The organism is Myxococcus dinghuensis, from assembly GCF_024198235.1.
Classification (GTDB): Bacteria; Myxococcota; Myxococcia; order Myxococcales; family Myxococcaceae; genus Myxococcus; species Myxococcus dinghuensis.
This window is the reverse complement of record NZ_JAKCFB010000002.1, coordinates 338,291-356,038: the sequence shown is the minus strand read 5'-3', so window position 1 is coordinate 356,038 and position 17,748 is coordinate 338,291. Positions and strand designations below refer to the sequence as shown.

At 71.2% G+C, this 17,748-nt stretch carries 11 protein-coding genes; 7 read left to right on the top strand and 4 right to left on the bottom strand.

Going from position 1 to position 17,748, the window contains the following annotated elements; translation table 11 throughout:
* The first annotated feature begins 35 nt into the window (after nt 1–35).
* The gene (locus LZ198_RS04060) at nt 36–2,483 is read left to right on the top strand and encodes a DNA polymerase domain-containing protein (RefSeq protein ID WP_407667377.1); all 2,448 of its coding nucleotides are present in this window, start codon (nt 36–38) and stop codon (nt 2,481–2,483) included.
* 17 nt (nt 2,484–2,500) lie between these two features.
* Here LZ198_RS04060 and LZ198_RS04055 read toward each other — a convergent pair whose 3' ends face one another.
* Nucleotides 2,501–4,969: an OTU domain-containing protein gene (locus tag LZ198_RS04055; RefSeq protein WP_253970532.1), complete on the bottom strand. Its 2,469-nt coding sequence runs from the start codon at nt 4,967–4,969 to the stop codon at nt 2,501–2,503.
* A 402-nt stretch (nt 4,970–5,371) separates the two neighbouring features.
* Between LZ198_RS04055 and LZ198_RS04050 the strand changes: the two genes are divergently transcribed.
* Nucleotides 5,372–8,023: an MYXO-CTERM sorting domain-containing protein gene (locus LZ198_RS04050; protein ID WP_253970531.1), complete on the top strand. Its 2,652-nt coding sequence runs from the start codon at nt 5,372–5,374 to the stop codon at nt 8,021–8,023.
* Nucleotides 8,024–8,179: 156 nt separating this feature from the next.
* Nucleotides 8,180–9,877 (top strand): dihydroxyacetone kinase family protein, encoded by a 1,698-nt coding sequence (locus tag LZ198_RS04045; protein WP_253970530.1) that lies wholly within the window; start codon nt 8,180–8,182, stop codon nt 9,875–9,877.
* 26 nt (nt 9,878–9,903) lie between these two features.
* Here the strand turns inward: LZ198_RS04045 and LZ198_RS04040 are convergent, their stop codons facing one another.
* Entirely contained in the window at nt 9,904–10,875 is a 972-nt protein-coding gene (locus LZ198_RS04040; RefSeq protein ID WP_253970529.1) for a hypothetical protein, read from the bottom strand.
* A 444-nt stretch (nt 10,876–11,319) separates the two neighbouring features.
* Here LZ198_RS04040 and LZ198_RS04035 point away from each other — a divergent pair, with 444 nt between their 5' ends.
* A complete protein-coding gene (locus LZ198_RS04035; protein WP_253970528.1) occupies nt 11,320–12,222 on the top strand; it encodes a WG repeat-containing protein in 903 nt (300 codons plus the stop codon).
* Nucleotides 12,223–12,230: 8 nt separating this feature from the next.
* On the opposite strand, the gene LZ198_RS04030 is transcribed toward LZ198_RS04035, so the two are convergent.
* Nucleotides 12,231–13,721: an RCC1 domain-containing protein gene (locus LZ198_RS04030; protein ID WP_253970527.1), complete on the bottom strand. Its 1,491-nt coding sequence runs from the start codon at nt 13,719–13,721 to the stop codon at nt 12,231–12,233.
* Nucleotides 13,722–13,896: 175 nt separating this feature from the next.
* Here LZ198_RS04030 and LZ198_RS04025 point away from each other — a divergent pair, with 175 nt between their 5' ends.
* From LZ198_RS04025 to LZ198_RS04015, 3 genes are all read left to right on the top strand, one after another.
* A complete protein-coding gene (locus LZ198_RS04025; RefSeq protein WP_253970526.1) occupies nt 13,897–14,940 on the top strand; it encodes a sensor histidine kinase in 1,044 nt (347 codons plus the stop codon).
* Entirely contained in the window at nt 14,937–15,722 is a 786-nt protein-coding gene (locus LZ198_RS04020; RefSeq protein ID WP_253970525.1) for a LytR/AlgR family response regulator transcription factor, read from the top strand. The genes LZ198_RS04025 and LZ198_RS04020 overlap by 4 nt, the downstream gene beginning before the upstream one ends.
* A gap of 112 nt (nt 15,723–15,834) precedes the next feature.
* A complete protein-coding gene (locus LZ198_RS04015) occupies nt 15,835–16,815 on the top strand; it encodes a TolB-like translocation protein (RefSeq protein WP_253970524.1) in 981 nt (326 codons plus the stop codon).
* Between the two features lie 102 nt (nt 16,816–16,917).
* Here the strand turns inward: LZ198_RS04015 and LZ198_RS04010 are convergent, their stop codons facing one another.
* Nucleotides 16,918–17,736 carry an intradiol ring-cleavage dioxygenase gene (locus tag LZ198_RS04010; protein WP_253970523.1) on the bottom strand — a complete coding sequence of 273 codons (819 nt, stop codon included), beginning with the start codon at nt 17,734–17,736 and terminating at the stop codon, nt 16,918–16,920.
* Nucleotides 17,737–17,748 lie beyond the last annotated feature (12 nt).

The window sequence follows — 17,748 nt, the reverse complement described above, 5'->3', positions numbered from 1 at the left end:
CGCTGACACGCGCGCGCGACAAGGTGTGGGGCATGATGGGCGCAATGGCGGAGGACGAGTGGCTGTGGGGGTGGGATCCGACGCCGGGCATCGTCTCGGTGTGGGCGGAGCCCGACGGGCGCGCCTTCGTCTGGCGGAGGCTCCCGGACACGGGCGCGCTGGTGCGCGAGGACGTGCGCTTCCGCCCGTGGCTGGTGCTGTCGTCGCTGGAGGACCTGGAGCACCTGGGCCCCCGGCTGCGGCCGGAGCGCGAGGGGCACGCGCCCCGGCGCGTGACGTACCAGGAGCTGGAGGGGCCCGGCGCGCTGCGCTTCCTCATCCGCGCGGAGGACGGTCGCGCGCTGGCGGCGGACGTGCTGGAGGGCGCCTCGCGCAGGCTGGGGCGGCCCTTCGCGAACCTGCGCGAGCTGGACTCGAACACCGTGCTGTCCCTGCCGCCGGAGGAGCAGTACCTCACCGCCTCCGGGCGCACGTACTTCAAGGGGCTGTCCTTCGATGCGCTGCACCGGCTCCAGTTCGACCTGGAGACGACGGGGTTGGACCCGGGAAAGGACCGCGTCTTCCTCATCGCGGTGCGTGGCCCCGGGGGCGGGTCGGAGGTGTTGGAGGCGCACGGGGAGGGGGACGCGGCGGAGGCGGACCTGCTCACCCGGTTCGTGGAGCGCGTGCGCGCGCTGGACCCGGACGTCATCGAGAACCACAACCTGCACGGCTTCGACCTGCCCTTCGTGGCCCGGCGGGCGCGGCACCTGCGCGTCGCGCTGCCGCTGGGGCGCGCGGGGGCGCCGGGGCTGCGACACCGCCCCTCCGCGCGCGGGTCGGCGCTGGGCCGGGGCGCGGAGCGACAGTCGGACGCGATGCGGCGCGCGCGCTACACGGTGCCGGGGCGCGAGTGCATCGACACGCTGGACGCGGTGCTGCGCCATGACTTCTCCGCGCGGGACCTGCCGGGGCACGGCCTGAAGGTGGTGGCGAAGCACTTCGGCATCGCCGGGCCGGAGCGCGAGTACATCCCCGGCGCCCGCGTGTACGAGACGTTCCGCACGGACCCCGAGCGGGTGCGGCGCTACGCCCACGACGACGTGGCGGAGGCGGCGGGCCTGGCGCGGCTCATGGGCGGCGCGGCCTTCGCGCTCGCGCGCATGGCGCCCCGGCGCTACGAGCGGCTGGCGGACGCGGGGCCCGCCACCGGGGTGCTGGACCCGCTGCTCGTGCGCGCCTACCTGCGCGCGGGCGCCGCGCTGCCCGCGCACGAACCGGGGGACGGCACGTCGCACAGCGGCGCGGCGCTGCACCTGTTCGCCAGCGGCGTGGCCAGGCGGGTGGTGAAGGCGGACGTGGCCAGCCTCTACCCGTCGCTGATGCGCGAGTACCGCATCGGGCCGAAGCGGGACCGGCTGGGGGCGCTGCTCGCGCTGGTGGACCGGCTGGTGGACCAGCGGCTGGGGGCGAAGAAGCGCGCGCGCGCCGCGGCCGCGGGCTCCTCGGAGCGCCACGAGAACGAGGCCCTGTCGGCGGCGATGAAGATCATCGTCAACTCGGCCTATGGCTACATGGGGGCGGGGGGGCTGACGCGCTTCTCGGACGTCCACGCGGCCAACGAGGTGACGCGGCGGGGCCGGCAGGTGCTGGCGCTCCTGTGCCGCGAGCTGGCCCGGCGCGGCGTCACGTTGCTGGAGGCGGACACGGACGGCGTGTACTTCGCGGTGCCGGAGGCGTGGACGGAGGCGGACGAGCGGCGCGTCGTGTCGGAGGTCGCCACGCTGCTGCCGCGCCGCGTGCAGTTGGAGTTCGACGGTCGCTACGCCGCCATGCTGTCGCACGAACCGAAGAACTACGCGCTCCAGTCCTACGACGGCACGCTGTCCCTCAAGGGCGTGGCGTTCCGCTCCAGCCGCGCGGAGCCCTTCGGCGAGGCCTTCCTGCGACGGGCCCTGCGCTGCCTCCTGGCGGGTGACGTGGCCGGCGTGCGCGAGGTGTATGTCGCCACGGTGATGGCCCTGCGCCGGCGGCAGGTGCGGACGCTGGAGGTGACGGCGAACGTGCGGCTGACCAAGGACCCGGCGCAATACCGGGCCGTGCGCGAGCGTCGGCGCGAGCTGCCCTACGAGGCGCTGCTCGCGTCCGGACGCACGTCCTGGGCGGTGGGGGAGCACCTCCGCGTCTACCGCGCGGTGGGCGGGCGCGCGGGCCTGCTGCCGGAGCCGGACGGGGACGACGTGGGCGGCGCGCAGGGGGAGGTCGACCCGCGCGACTACGACGTCGAGTACTACGTGCGGCTGTTGAGGGAGACCTTCGCCGCGCGGCTCGTGAGGGGCCTGAGCCCCGGGGACTTCGTCACCGTGTTCGAGGACCCGGGCCAGCCATCGCTCTTCACCCTGTCCCTGGCGGACGCCCGGCCCGTCCTCAACGTGGTGGCGCTGCCGCCCGAGGAGGAGGCGGCCAGCGCCGCTTCGCCGGAGGACACGCGGCCGGCGTCCTGAGCTCCCCGCCCCCGTGCTCAGTTGGGGGCGGTCGCGTGGTAGTGCGCCGCGGGGTTGAGGAAGCGGATGACGTGGTAGGTCTGGTTGCCGCCGCTGTCGAGCGTCGTGGTGCTGCCGTCCTCGTTGTAGATGATGATGTTGATGCCCAGCGCGTTCGCGATGAGCGCGGGCGTCGCGTCCCCCGCCAGGTTGTTGTACGAGCCGGGCTGGCGGATGTCCGTCGCGGTCCGGACGGGGTCGAGGTTGAAGCCGGTGACGTCGATCTGCCCCGACTCCACGAGCCCCGCCACGCGCAGGCGCAGCTTCTGCACCGTGCCGCTGTAGGCGCCCACGCGAATCAGGGAGGCGAAGAGGCAGTCCCCGTCCGGGGCGATGGGGATGTTCTTCAAGCCGGCCCGCGCGAGCCGGGAGTTCTGCGCGCCGGAGAGGAAGTACCGGTTGCCGGCGGGCACCTGGCCCAGCGGCTTGTCGACGAAGGCGAACTTCTGGATCGGCTTGTCGGTGACGACCGTGACGGTGCGCGCGGAGGCGGAGGGCGGCCCGCCGACCTTCGGCTTGGGCTTGGGCGGGAGCTTCGCGCCCACCTTGGGGAGGTTCTGGCGCTGCGCCTTGCCCCGGACCATGAAGTCGTAGCCATGCTTGCGCGCGAACGCGCGGAACTCCTCCATCATGGCCTCCGAGTCCACCTCGTCGTCGCCGATGACGATGGCGGCCACGTCCTTCCAGCCGACGTCCCCGTGGAGCTGCGTCTCGATGTAGGGGCCTCCGAAGTCCGCCCCGGACGCGCGCTGCTTCTTCAGCCAGGCGGCGTCCTTCCCCGTGGCCTCGGCGGCGGCCAGGCGGATGATGGGCTCGTCGGAGTTGGCGAACAGGACCTCCGGGTGCTTGGGGCTGGTGAAGTACTTCACGCCCTGGTCGAACTGGTTCCAACTGTCTCCGGGCGTGTGGGTCATCCGCTCGTGCAGCGAGTCCTTCCAGATGACGTAGCTCTCCCCGTAGCGCCGCGCGACGCCGTGCGCCTGCGTGGGCGACACGAGGGCCGCGTACTTGGGCATCTCCGTGATGTCGCTGGGGCCGAACTTGCTGGTGGCGTCGTTGTAGTCCTGGAACTTGCCCTGGGTCCGGTTCAGCGCGGGCCCGTAGCCCATCTGCTCCTCCACGGCGCCGCGCTTGGTCAGGTCCGTCGACGCCTGGCTGGCGCCCGTCTCCCAGACCTGCTTGAACTGGGTGCTCTGCATCAGCAGGTTCTTGAGGGGTGTCCCCGCGACCTTCTTGGCGCGCTTGTCGAGGTTGTCACCGGGCTTCTTGGCGAACGTGTAGTTCGTCGCGAGCGGGAGCGAGACGAGGCGCCGCAGGATGAGGTCCAGGTCGTCCTCGTCGTAGTCCGTGCCCCAGTCCGTGTTGAACTCCTCCATGCGCTGCAGCGCCTTGATGCGGAAGAAGGCCTTCTCGTAGGCGCCCTTGTGTTCGGCGGAGATGAGCGCCCAGGCCTGGTTCGGCGTGCGCAGGGAGGGCTCCTCCTTCATCCGCGCCTGGACCTCCTCCAGGTTCTTCGCGCTGGGAATCATGCGCTGCGCGGGGAAGGGCATGGGCCCGGAGCGCTTCACCAGGAGCTGGGCCAGGTCCGTGGACTTCTGTTTCGCCGCCTGGATGAGCGCGTCGATCTTCCCCTTGCTGTCCCGGTACTTCGCCCAGTGGAACCACTCCTTCTCCACGGAGGCCCGCGCCTGCTCCGCGACCTGGATGAAGTGGGAGAGCGACTCGATGGCGGCCAGCAGCGCGGGGGTGGAGGGCTTGCCGGAGCTCTCGAGGTCCTCCAGCTCGGCCTCGAGCAGGTACCACCGCTTCATCACGTCCTGGGCGACGGGGTGCTGGACGTTCAGCTTCTGCTGTTCGGACTGGGCCTTCTTCTGGGCGAGCTGGGTGCGGCTGTCGGAGGCGATGCGTTCGACGCGCACCGCGATGTGGGGCAGCGGGGTGCCCGGGTCCTGGATGCGGCGGGCCTCCGCCCGGGCGCGGGCCTGCTCCTTGAAGTAGTCCGTGAAGGCGCCCGTCGTGCCCACGCGGTGGATGACGGAGGCGATGCGGGTCGTCTCGCCGTTGAAGACGACGAGCATGTGCCGCAAGGCCCGCTCGCCGCCGAGCCCCTTCAGCAGCGCCGCGAAGGTCGCGACGTCGCCGTGGCAGATGTCCTCGAGGATGCCCGCGATGACGGAGATGCCGTCCCGGCCGCCGAAGGTCCGGTGCAGCCGGATGACGGTGACGAGCGAGAGCGCCTCCTCGAAGGCCTCGTAGGCCTCCGCGTCCCCTTCGAAGACGACGGCCGTGAAGTCCCGCTCCGCCTGGACGGCGGGCATGGACGCGACCTCGCGCTCCGCGGAGCCGATGCTCGCGTCGACCTGCCGCTGCTCCATGCGCTCCTGGTAGTTCCGGGCCCGCTCGATCCGCTTGGCCTGCTGCTGCTTCTTCTTCTTCGTCTTCGTCATGGGCTCCGGCGATGAGACCGCCCGCGTGACGAGGCTGTCAACGCTCGGTCACCTCCACGGAGGCCGCGGAACGCCGCTCCGTTTCCCCCGGGTTCGCCCCGGGTCCGGGTCCCCTGGAGACCCGGACCCGACCTGTCGGGGCCTTGTGGGGGCAATGCCACACAGCCGGAACGCGACTTGAGAGGAATTGCGGCGCTCACCAGGGACGGAATTTGACCGAACTGCAAATGAATCGCTGTTCAGGGCAGGGGCGGTGAATTCGGGTTTTCAGGAAACAACTGTATCTGTGTTGCCGATATTCCCGGTGCCACCGGCCAGTTCGGCCCCTTCCCGGAGTGTCGGATGCAACGTCCCCCTCATGTATGGCTATGTCTTCTTATCCTAGGTTTATCCGCGCCCGCGTTGGCGCAACAGTTGGTGGATGCGGGACCGCCGTTCGGCCTGTTGCCACTGATTGACGAGGTGAACTGCGGCAACCCGTCGGACCCGCACCCGGTGGTCCATGGCGCGAACAGCACCTCCCAGGTGCGCTCGCTCACCCTGGATGGCGTCACGCGCACCGTGCGCTCGATGACGATGGGGCAGGAGGCGAAGTCCTTCTCCTACAAGCTGGGCGCCGGCAAGGGGCTCCAGGCCGGCAAGGCGTACCTGCTGGTGGTCGAGTACCCGGACGACGAGGCGCGGATGATGGCGGTGGCCAACAAGGGCGCCGACAAGTTCCGCGGCTTCAGCACCGGCAACTCCATTGGCGACTTCCGCGAGCAGTACGCCTACCCGAACCCCGAGTCCCTGAAGTACCCGCTGTCGCGCAAGTGGCAGCAGTTCCGCCAGTTCTTCTATCTGCACGACCGCTTCGCGCCCGTCGTGGGGCAGCGCGAGCTGGCGGATACCCAGCGCCCGGATTCGCCCGCTGACGGGTTCTGGGTCTCGGTGGGCCACTTCGCCCGCCATGGCTCCCCCATCGAGAAGGGCACGGCCGTCTCGCGCATCCGCCTGTTCGAGGTGCCCAACCCCGCGAGCCTGAACGTGGCCATCAACTATCCCCCCGCGCCCCTGCCTCGTCGCCACGTCTTCTGGCGCGAGGAGATGAACGACGACCTGGCCATCTGCAGCCAGGGCGCGGGGACCGGTTGCGAGCCCGGGGCCTCCCCCGCGACGTGGTTCGACTACCGCATGAAGCAGGCGAAGTTCCTCGGCATCGACACGTACAGCCACGACCTCATGGAGTTCGGCCACACGGAGGGCTGGAACGCGGAGCCCTTCTCCGCGCCGCCCTGGTACGTGCAGCCCAGCGACCCCACCATCTGGGCCTCGGCGGTGGCTCGCGCCGCGGCGAACGGCTTCTCCGTGTTGCCCTACTACGAGTACACCGGCGCCATCGGGGGCGAGCCCGTCTTCGGCAATGTCCGTTGCGCGGGCGAGGACGACCAGGTCACCTGCAAGGGCGTCTCCAAGTGGCACTCCTGCAGGCAGCCGTGGATGCAGCCCTACACGTGTGGGCTCCCTCCGTTGGGCGAGCAGCGCCGCTGCGAGCGGCTGTTCAACGAGCAGAACAACTCCTTCTACAGCGCCTACAACCACTCGGACGCGAACTGCGTGGACGTGACCGACCCGGAGGCGCTCGCGGACGTGAAGAAGGTGATGGATGCCACCCTCCTCCACTTCAAGAGCCAGGTGACCTTCCTCGGAGCGTGGTTCCGCACACGCGCCACGGACCTGCCCGTGAGCTTCGGTCCGGAGACGCTGGCGCGCTTCTCCAGCGACACCGGCCAGAGCGTGTCGAAGCCGATGTTGCAGACGAACCTCACGCTGCGCGCCCAGTACTACGCGTGGTGGCTCGGAAAGCGGAAGGCGTTCCTCGTGGCCATCCGGGACTACCTCCGGCAGAACGGCGTCGCGAATGCCCAGGTGCTCTTCACGCCGTACATGGAGGAGCCGCTCCCCACGCCCGAGCTGCTGGAGGACATGTCCCGGGTGGTGACGGACGACCCCGCCCTCTGGGAGCCCATCGACCAGAACTGCTGCCAGCCGGGGGACACGACGGAGCGCTGCTGTGAATGGCGCTATCCCTCGGTGACCCCCGCCGAGTTCCTCCAGGGCGGCGTCTACCGCAGGGCCATCACCACGGACGAGCTGCCTCCCAGCGCGCATCTCTCCAACGAGTGGGGCGAGCCCTTCAACAGCGTCCCGCCCGCCGACCCGGATGCCTACAAGACGACGGAGGGCATCTTCCTGACGTATCCCTTCGGCCGGCTGTTCAGCGTGGCGGACCCCACGTTGATGAACCGGTTCCGCGGCGCCTCGGGGCTGGCCGCGGTGCACCACTTCCCGCTCAACGAGGACGACGGCAAGGGGGACTACGCGAACGACGTCACCGATGACCGCTATGGCAACTGGCCCATGGGCGGCCTCTGGGGCTACCTCTCCATGGCCGTGGACCGCCAGGGGCCGTACTCCATGCTCGCGGAGGCGCGCGCGGTGGCCAACGGCGACCCGACGCTGCTGGGCTACCTGGAGCCGTCGTCCATCAGCCGCGGCTTCCCGGAGTACACGCGCGCCTTCCACGCGGCGTTCCTCGCGTTGCCGGCCCTGCCGAGCGCCGTGGTCGCGGGCGCGGCGTCGGACGCGGAGGTCGTCGTGCGGAAGATCTCCACCGCGCAGGGCAACTTCTACGCCGTGGTGAACACGTCCATGCAGTCCAAGCAGGGCGTCGACGTCACCCTCCCGGGCGAGACGCAGCCCATCACGGACCGGGTGAGCCAGACCGTCACCACGGGCAAGGGCCTGAGCCTCTATCCCGGCCAACTGCTCGCATGGCAGGTCGGTGGCCAGGTGGCGCCGCCCGCGGACGGTGGGACTCCGAGCGACGCGGGCACGGACCCCGGTTGCCTCGCCACCACGGGCATGGGTGCGCCGGCGCGGCTCGAGGAGCTGGGCGCGGGCATGGACGCGGAGTCGGGCTGCGGCGGTTGCAGCGCGCGAGGTGGGACGAGCGCCGTCTCCCTGGCGGTGCTGCTCGCCCTGGCGGTGCTCGCGCGCCGTCGTCGGGCGTAGCCGTCGGGCGCGCTGGCCACGTCGCGGTGGGGGCGTGGCCAGCGCCCTGTGCAGGACGATTCCCGCGCCCCGGAGACGGGCGCGGGTGCCGGCCCCGGGGGCCCGTGCTCTACTCCCGCCCCAGTCGTCGTCCGTGCACCCAAGGAGCGGGAACCGGTGAAGAAACTCGTCAATGCGCCCAAGGCCGTGGTGCGGGAGATGTTGGAGGGCTTCGTGGCCCTCGCCCCCGGGCAGGTGCTGCTGGAGGAGGAGACGGTCGTCGTCCGGAGCGACACTCCGGCGGACGCGAGCCAGCGCGGGGTGGCGGTGCTCTCCGGCGGTGGCAGCGGACACGAGCCGGCGCACGCGGGCTACGTGGGCGCGGGCATGCTCGACGCGGCGGTGGCGGGGGACGTGTTCACCTCGCCCAGCACGGACGCGGTGCTCGCCGCCATCCGCGAGGTCGCCGGCCCGGCGGGCGCGCTCCTCGTGGTGAAGAACTACACCGGGGACCGCCTCAACTTCGGTCTCGCCGCGGAGCTCGCCCGCGCCGAGGGCATCCCCGTGGAGGTCGTGGTGGTGGCGGACGACGTCGCCCTGCGCGACACCGTGGAGCCCTCCCGGCGCCGGGGCATCGCCGGCACGGTGCTCGTGCACAAGGTCGCGGGCGCCGCGGCGGCGGCGGGCCTGTCGCTCCAGGAGGTGGTGCGCGAGGCGCAGGCGGCCGCGTCGGCCGTGGGCACCATGGGCGTCGCGCTCGGGCCCTGCACGGTGCCTGCCGCGGGCAAGCCGGGCTTCACGCTGGAGGCGCACGAAATCGAGCTGGGCCTGGGCATCCACGGAGAGCAGGGCGTCCGGCGCGTCCCGCTCCAACCCGCCGACGCGCTCGTGGACACGCTGCTCGCCTCCATCCTCGAGGACCAGCGGCTGGGCGCGGGGGAGCGGGTCGCGTTGCTCGTCAACGGGCTGGGTGGCACTCCGCCCATGGAGCTGGCCATCGTCGCGCGCCGGGCGCTCGCGGTGCTGCGCGAGCGGGGCCTCCAGGTCGAGCGCGCCTGGACGGGGACGTTCCTCTCCGCGCTGGAGATGCCGGGCTGCTCGCTGTCCGTGTTGAAGGTCGACGAGGCGCGGCTGCGCTGGCTCGATGCGCCCACCGCCGCGCCCGCGTGGCCGGGGCAGGGGCGGGCCGCGAACGCGCGTGCGCCGCGTCCCCGTGGCGCACCCTCCAAGGGCGCGCAGGTCGCGGCGGCGCGGCGGCCGGGAATGGAGCGCGTCCATCAGGCGATGCTCGCGGTGGCGAGCGCCTTCGAGGCGAGCGAGGCGCGGCTGACCGAGCTGGACAGCGCGGCGGGAGACGGAGACCTGGGCATCAGCCTGTCACGCGGCGCGGCGGCGATTCGCGCCCTTCCGGAGGACGCGTGGACCGCGCCCGCCCAGGCGCTCACGGCGGTGGGGCAGGCGCTGCGCCGGGCCATCGGTGGCAGCTCCGGTCCGTTCTACGCGACGGCGTTGCTGCGCGCGGCGCGCAGGCTCTCGGAGGGGGAGCCCACGGCCAGCGCCTGGGCCGACGCCTTCGTCCTCGCCGTCGACGCCATCGCGGAGCTGGGCGGCGCGCGCCCGGGCGACAGGACCATGCTGGACGCGCTGCGGCCCGCGGCGGGTGCCTTCGCGCGCGAGCTGGCGTCCGGAAGGCCCACCGCCGATGCCTGGGCCATCGCCGTGCGCGAGGGGGAACAGGGCGCGGAGGCGACCGCGCGGATGACGCCGCGCCTGGGGCGCGCCAGCTACCTGGGCGCCCGCGCCGTGGGCGTCCCCGATGCGGGCGCCGCCGCCGTCGTCGTCTGGTTGAAGGCGCTCACCCCCTTCGTCCATTGAGCGCTATCGGGGCTCGGGAGGGACCGTCACTCCATGAGTGACGGAGTCCCCGACGGGGACATGGGGCTCGGAGCGAGGCCCGGCGCGACGAAGGACCGCTGCGTCGAGACGGGACGGCGCGGCGGACGCCAGCCCAGCGACACCCGCAGGTAGGGCGCGGGCTTGGTGTCCGAAAGGTTGTCCAGGTCGATGCGGTCCCGGTTCTTGTCGAGCAGCGCGTAGTCGTTGAGCAGGTCGAGCCCGAGTGACGAGCTGAGCCACAGGTTGCCTCCACCCAGGCGCGTGTTCACCATGGGACCGACGCGCAGGGCCGTCTCGCGCACGTAGCGGGCACCCGTCGTCCGCCCCTCGTCCGGCAGGGGCGTCCGGAACATCTGCTGGTCGAACATGCCGGAGAGGCCCAGCTCGAGTCCGTCTCCCACCTTCAACAGGAACGACGTCCGGGGCAGGCCCACCTCGATGATGTAGGCCCCCTTGCGGTACACGAAGCCCACCATGGGCACCACGGGCGTCGTGGTGAAGGGATAGAGGCCGACGAGCCCGAACGTCAGCCGGACGTCCGGATCTCCCCCCACCTGGTACGTCGCCATGACGAACCCCGCCCAGGAGGTGTCGAGCGCGAAGTCGAAGCCGTCGCGGAAGTCCGTTCGCGTATTCGACGAGACGCCCGTCACCAGCATCCAGCGTGGCGCCAGCGGGCGCACCAGCGTGAGGCCCAACTGGAAGCGGTGGAAGCGTCGGCCCAGGGACTCCTCCGACACGTTCGCCATGGGCCCACGCTGCTCCAGCCCGATCCATCGTGTCTCGTAACCCAACGAGGGGACGAGCACCGTGCGGCCCATGAACACCGGCGGCAGCGGCAGGCGCAGGTCGAGCTGCTTGCGCGCGTCCAACTCGGTGCCGTGCGCACCGATGGCCGTCCCTCCCGCGAAGGTGACGCCGACGTGGGCCCGGTCCTCCATCGTCTGGGCGCTCGCGCCCCAGGCGAACAGGAGCATGCCGCAGGCGAACACACCGTGAACTCCCGCACGCCCAGGGTGGGGGTGGGCGAGGGACGACGCTCGGACGGGGGGACTGGGTGGCGACACGGTGACCTCACACCATTCTGCCGGCGGAGCCCCCAGTATACCGGGTGTTCCTCTCGAGGGTGCCCCGGCTGTTGTGTCCCACCCAGGACATTCGACTCGCCTGGTCGGGGAGCGGCGCATCGCCTCCGAAGACGTCCTTCCTCGCGTCGCTCCTCGCGCTCCCGTCCTGCTCTTCGTCTGCTCCGACGACGACGCCACCCGCGCGGACACGCGCCACTCGAGCGCGCTCGTGGGCACGGCGACTGCGCTGAGTGAACCGGAACTCGTGAGCGACGCGAGGCGAGGACCTGTTGCGCTGACCGCTGGAGGCTCGTTGGTCATGGACCGGAGGGGGCGGGGTGGCTACGGTGCCCCATGGCTTCTCGATACGGCTTCATCGACACGACCGGCGCGTTGGTCATCCCCAGTCCGCACGGGACGCCCTTCTCCTTCAACGAGGGGCGGGCCCGGATGCCGACGGGGGATGGCTGGGCCTTCATCGACGTGGAGGGGACGCAACAATTGAAGGTGCGGCGCGCCTTCTCGGGCTTCAACGGGGGGCTGGCGTTGACCGACCAGGGCTTCATCGACCCGCAGGGCGTGCTCGTGTTGCAGGTGACGTTCCAGGCGAACTTCACCCGGTATGTCATCGCGGGCGCGACCTACGCGAACGTGGGCCGGTTCAGCTCCGGATTGGCGCCGGTGATGCGCTTCGGGGCGCGCGGGTCGGATGCCTACATCAATCCTCACGGCGAGGTGGTGCTGGAGGGCTTCGGCGGAGGTCTGGCGCGTGTCTTCAAGGACGGCAAGGCGCTGGTCGCCATCAAGAAGCGGCCGAAGGGCGAGCACTGGCGTCTCATCGACCCGACAGGGGCCTGCCTCGCCACCTATCCCTTCGAGACGATGCGGCCGTTCTCGGAGGGCCTGGCGCTCGTCGCGCGCGACGGGAAGTTCGGCTTCGTGGACGAATCCGGTGCGTGGGTGTTGGAGCCCACCCTCCCGCAGTGGGACCGCGGGCTGTCGGAGTGCTGTTTCCACGAGGGGCTCGCGCAGGTGAACGAGCAGGGTCGCCATGGCTTCATCGACAAGACGGGCGCGCGGGTCATCGAGCCTCGCTTCGAGGCGGTGAACGGCGGGTTCTCCGAGGGGCTGGCCGCCGTGAAGGAGGGCGGCCTGTTCGGCTACATCCGCCCGGACGGGAGCTGGGCGCTGACGCCCCGCTTCGCCACGGCCCAGCCCTTCTCCCACGGGCGGGCCGTCGTGCTGCTCCCGGATTGAGCGCGGACCTACTTCGACGGCGTGGGCGTGCCGAAGGTCAGCTCGTGCCCGGGCACGGGCGTCGCGGTGGCCACGTTCCAACTGTCCGGCCGGTTCGCCACGTCGCCGGTGGGCAGCACCCCGTTGCCCAGCACGCCCGTCTTGTTGCGTCCCCAGGAGTAGAGGGTCCCATCCGTCGCGGTGGCGTAGCCGTAGAAGGACTGCGCGGTGTCGTGCAGCGCCTTGAACGTCACACCCGGGGCGATCTGCACGGGACGGAAGACCATCTTCTGGTAGTTGGACCAGTCCCACTGGTAGGGCGTGTGGTAGGTGGCGAAGTCCAGCATCACCCCGTTGCCCACCTCGCCCATCGCGCTGTCGCCCCAGCCCCACAGCGTGCCGTCATCCAGGATGACGTGCGTGGCGTGGCCGTTGGCCGACACGTGGACGATCTTGCGCGTGCCGAACTCCGGGAAGGACAGCTTGCGCGGCGTGGACACCGGGAACCACTCACCCTCCGGCTTGCCCAGGCCCAGGAAGGTGCCCTGCATGCCCCAGCCCCACAGCGTGCCCGTCTCGTCCAGCGCCACGGCCCAGCGGCTGCCACCGGCGGCGACCTCCTTCACGCGCGCGGGAATGGTGAGCGGGTTGGGCCTCGCGTACTCCGTGAACTTGCCGGTGCCCAGCGTCTCCGCGGAGCCGGCGCCGCCCCAGGCCCACAGCTTGCCCGTGTCATCGAGCGCGAAGATGGCGCTGTCGTTGGTGGTGAACGTCGTGATGCGGGTGCCCGCCGGGAGCGGGACACGCGTGGGACGGGTGAGGTTGCGCGCCGTCGTGTCGCCGTCGCCCGCGATGCCCAGCGTGTTGCCGATGGCCGTCCCGCTCATGCCCCAGACCCACACGGAGCCGTCCGTCTTCAGCGCCATGTTGAACACGAGCGCGCTGCGCACCGCGACGACGCCGTCGAACACCGCGCCCGTGGAGTCCTGGGGGACGAGGTAGGGGACGCCGTTGTTGCCCGGCGCGCTCGTGTTGGGGCGGTCCACCGTCGTGCCGTCGCCCTTCTGGCCGTACAGGTTCTGCCCGAAGGTCCACACGCGCCCCGTCGTATCCAACGCGAGGCTCTGGAAGCCGCCGCCCGCCACGTCCTTGAAGCGCAGGTCCGCGGGCAACGCGATGTCCTTGGGTGGCACCTGGTTGTACGGATTGGCGTGCCCCATGCCGAGCTGCCCGGCGCGGTTGGAGCCGATGCCCAGCACCCGGCCATTCACCAGGTAGAAGAGCTGGTACTCCGCCGTCGCGATGCGTGTCAGCCCCGCCAGCGGGTCCGCGGCCCCGGCGTCCGAGGTCCCCGCATCCGCGGCCCCGGCGTCCGCCGCGCCGGAGTCCGTCGTCCCGCTGTCTCCGACCAACCCGGGCCCGGTCGGGTCGGGCCCCGTCTCCTTCTCTCCGGCATCGGAGGCGCCACAGGCGGTGAGGACCACGGCCAGACACACGAGGAGCGGGCGGAGCAGTGACATGTGTCTATTGTCACTTGGTTGCCGGAAGAAAGGAAAGGCCGGCCCGGACGATGAGGGGGCGGGCGGAAGAGACGCGCCTGGGGCGATGACGCGGACGTCCTGGACGGCGCTTCGACAGAGGGGCGGAGGGGCGGGGTTGTCGAAAGCAGGGTGACGCCGTGTACGCTGCCCGCCCATGACACGCGGCCCTTCCTGGAGATGGTGGCTCCTCTCGTTCGCCTATTGGACGCTGCAGGGCGTGGCCGCGGCGAGCGAGGCGCACTCCGTCCGAGGGGTGACGTGGGGCCACGCGCTGGTGACGGAGGGCTTCGCCAACGTCCTCTGGGCGCCCATCGCCATCGCCATCCTCTGGATGGGGCTGCGCTTCCCCCTGGAGCGGCGCCACTGGCGCGCGCACGCGTTGCTGCACGCGGGTGGGGCGCTCGCCGTCTCGTTCAGCCGGGCCACCGTCATCTACGCGCTGGACCCGTGGGTCCACTGGTACGAGGTGCCGCCGGCCTATGGGGAGGTGCTCCAGCACGCGTTGCTCTACAACCCGTTCATCTACCTCATCCTCCTGGGCGTCGCGCACGCGGTGTACCTCGCCGAGCAGGTGCGGCTGAAGGACACGCAACTGGCCCGCGCGCAGCTCCACGTGCTCAAGGCGCAACTGCACCCGCACTTCCTCTTCAACACGCTGAACTCCATCTCCGCCCTCGTGCACCGCGACCCCCGGGGCAGTGAGCGGATGATCGCCCGGCTGAGCGACCTGCTGCGGGGCACGCTGGACGCGGCCCACGAGGAGGTCCCCCTGCGCGAGGAGCTGCGCACGCTCCAGCTCTACCTGGACATCCAGGGCGTGCGCTTCACGGACCGGCTCCAGGTGCGACAGGAGATTGCGCCGGACGCCCTCGGCGCGCACGTGCCGCACCTGCTGCTCCAGCCCCTGGTGGAGAACGCCATCCAGCACGGCATCGCGCCCCGCTCCGCGCCGGGGACCGTGACGGTGGCCGCTCGACGGGAGGGCGCCGAGCTGCTGCTGGAGGTCCGCGACGACGGCGTGGGCCTGCGCGACGGCGCCCCGAGGACGGGCCCGGGCAGCGGCAAGGGCCTGTGGCTCACCCGCGAGCGGCTGGTGCAGCTCTACGGCATGGACCACCGCATGGAGCTGCGGGGCGCGACGGGGGGCGGCGCCTCGGTCACGCTCTGCATCCCCTACCGGACGGGGCCCGTGGCGTGACGACGCCCATCCGCGTGCTCATCGTCGATGACGAGCCGCTCGCCCGGGAGCGCCTGAAGGAGCTCCTGGCCGACGAGTCGGACATGGCCGTCATCGGAGAGTGTCGGGACGGGACGGAGGCGGTCGCCGCCATCGGCCGGGAGCGGCCGGACCTCGTCCTGCTCGACGTGCAGATGCCGGAGCCGGATGGCTTCGGCGTCCTGCGGGCCACCGCCGCCGACCACCAGCCCGCCGTCATCTTCGTGACGGCGCACCGGGACTTCGCGGTGCAGGCCTTCGAGGCCAACGCGCTCGACTACCTGCTCAAGCCCTTCGACCGGGAGCGCTTCCAGCAGAGCCTCACCCGGGTGCGCGAGCGTCGGCGCACCGGCGCGACGGAGCTGGACGCGGAGCTCATCGAGCGGCTGGAGTCGCTGTCGCACCGCCTGCCGTCCTCGGCCGAACGCTACGCGACGAAGCTGGTGGCCAAGGTGGGCTGGCGCATGCGCTTCCTGCGCGTGGAGGACATCGACTACCTGGAGGCGGAGGGCAACTACGCCTGTGTCCACCTGGGCAAGCAGTCCTACCTGACGCGTGAGACGATGAACGCGCTGGAGGCGAAGCTGGACCCGAAGGACTTCGTGCGCGCGCACCGCTCGCTCATCGTCCGGGTGGACCGCATCGAGGAGGTGGAGCCGCTGCCTCCCGGCGAGTACGTCCTCACCCTGCGAGACGGCACGAAGCTCACCTCCGGACGCAGCTACCGCGCCCGGCTCCAGCGGGCCCTGGACCTGCCGTCCTGAGGGCGCCGTCCCCGGCGTCCACGGTTCGCCCCGGGACCTCCACCGTTCGTCACATCCCCGTCGCCTCCCTCGCGATGCCGAGCGACCTTGGCTCCATCAAAGGGGAGGTCACATGCATCGCTTCATTTCCAAGAGGTCGTGGTCCCTGGGGCTGGCGGTCGCGCTGTCGTCGGCGTCGCTGGCGTGCGCGGCGGGTGAGCCGGAGTCGACGCAGGTGGCGGAGGCGCTCGTGGGCACGGAGGCCGTGTCCGAGGCGTCCCTGCGCTCGCTGAGCTGCCCCGTGGGCGGCAGCATGTTCGCGCCCGGCGAGGTGTCGCTGCCCGAGCGCTCCGAGTACCGCCTGTCCTTCACCCGCGACGGCAACACCGCGTACTACCACGTGGACCTGGACGAGGAGCCCTACCAGGCCATCTTCGTGACCCACAAGGTGAACGGCCACTTCACCCCGGGGGAGATCGTCCCCTTCTCCGGCACCTTCCAGGACTCCGACCCGTTCGTCACGCCGGACGGGAGCACGGTGTACTTCTCCTCGGCGCGCCCGGTGGGGGGGCAGGGCCCGCAGCGCTCGGACACGGACCTGTGGGTGGTGCGACGTGGCGCGGGGGGCCAGTGGGGCACGCCCGAGCACCTGGGGCCGAACATCAACTCCGACCAGCAGGAGCTGTACGTCAGCGCGACGAAGGACGGCACGCTGTACTTCGCCAGCGGCACGTTCGACTCGGACTTCAACATCTACAAGGCGGAGCGCCGCGGCCCCGGCTACGCCCCCCGGGAGAAGCTGGGCACGGGCGTGAACAGCGACGACTACTGGGAATACAACTCGCACATCTCCTGGGACGGCCACGTGCTCATCTTCGCGTCGCTCAACCGGCCGGAGGGGTACGGCCTGGGAGACCTCTACGCCAGCGTCAACGTGGGCGGCCGGTGGCTGAAGGCCGTCAACCTGGGGCCGTCGGTGAACACGGAGAAGGACGAGTTCCACCCGTCGCTCAGCGTCGACGGCCGCCGCCTCTACTTCGTGCGGCAGACGTGGAACCCGTTCGTCCCGTCGGACTTCTACCAGCTCGACACGCTCTGCCTGCTCGGGCTGTGAGGGCCTGAGGGGCGCGGGCCGGTGCGCCCCTCGCTGTGTGTGGTGGTCGGGCCGGGGCCGGGTGGGAGGTGGAATGGGCCATCTCCCGCCCGGTCTTCGTCGTCAGCGGGCGATGCCGACGACGAGCTCGGAGACGTAGCCCGCGCCGACGCTGCCCGTCACCGTCGCGAGCTGGCTCGCGTAGCCGTCGCGGAACACGTTGTCCGTGGCGAGGCTGATGTTGCGCAGGTTGGTGACGCTCTGCGAATAGCCCGTGGCGGTGTAGGCCTCGTCACAGGTCGCCTTCGGCAGCGCGAGCTGCGAGGTGGCCACCTTGTTGCGGGAGTTCGTCGCCGCCGAGACCGAGGGATACATCTCGAAGTGGATGTGCGGCCAGCGCCCCGCGTAGCACCCCGGGAAGATGGAGGTGAAGGACACCTTGCCCGCGCTGTCCGTCACCTGCACGCCGCGCAGGTAGTTCTCGTTGGTGACGCCCGCCGAGTACATCGAATAGAGCCCCGCCCGGTCGCAGTGCCACAGGTAGATGGCGTACCCCTCCAGCGGCGCGCACCCGTTCGAGCTGTTCACCAGCGTGAGGTTGATGGTGAGCGGCACACCCTGCGCCACGCCCGTCGCCCCCGCGAGGCTCGCGCGGATGTCGCTCCGGACGATGCCCGACAGCACCAGCGCGTTCGCGCCGTTGGAGCCGTCCCCCGGATAGGGGCCCGCCGTCTCCTCGGGGATGCGCGTGCAGGCCGTCGCATCGCTGGTCGACTCTCCCGGAGGGAGCGTCTGGTCGCCTTCCTCTCCGCCGCATCCGATCAACGGGATGAGGCTGGCGCCCGCCATCCAGCGCAACAACTGCCGCCGGTCCGCCATCGTCCGCAGGACCCGCAGGTCCTGCTGGAGCCCCTGGTGATGGCTCCGCTCGTCGTCGTGCATGTGCACTCCCTC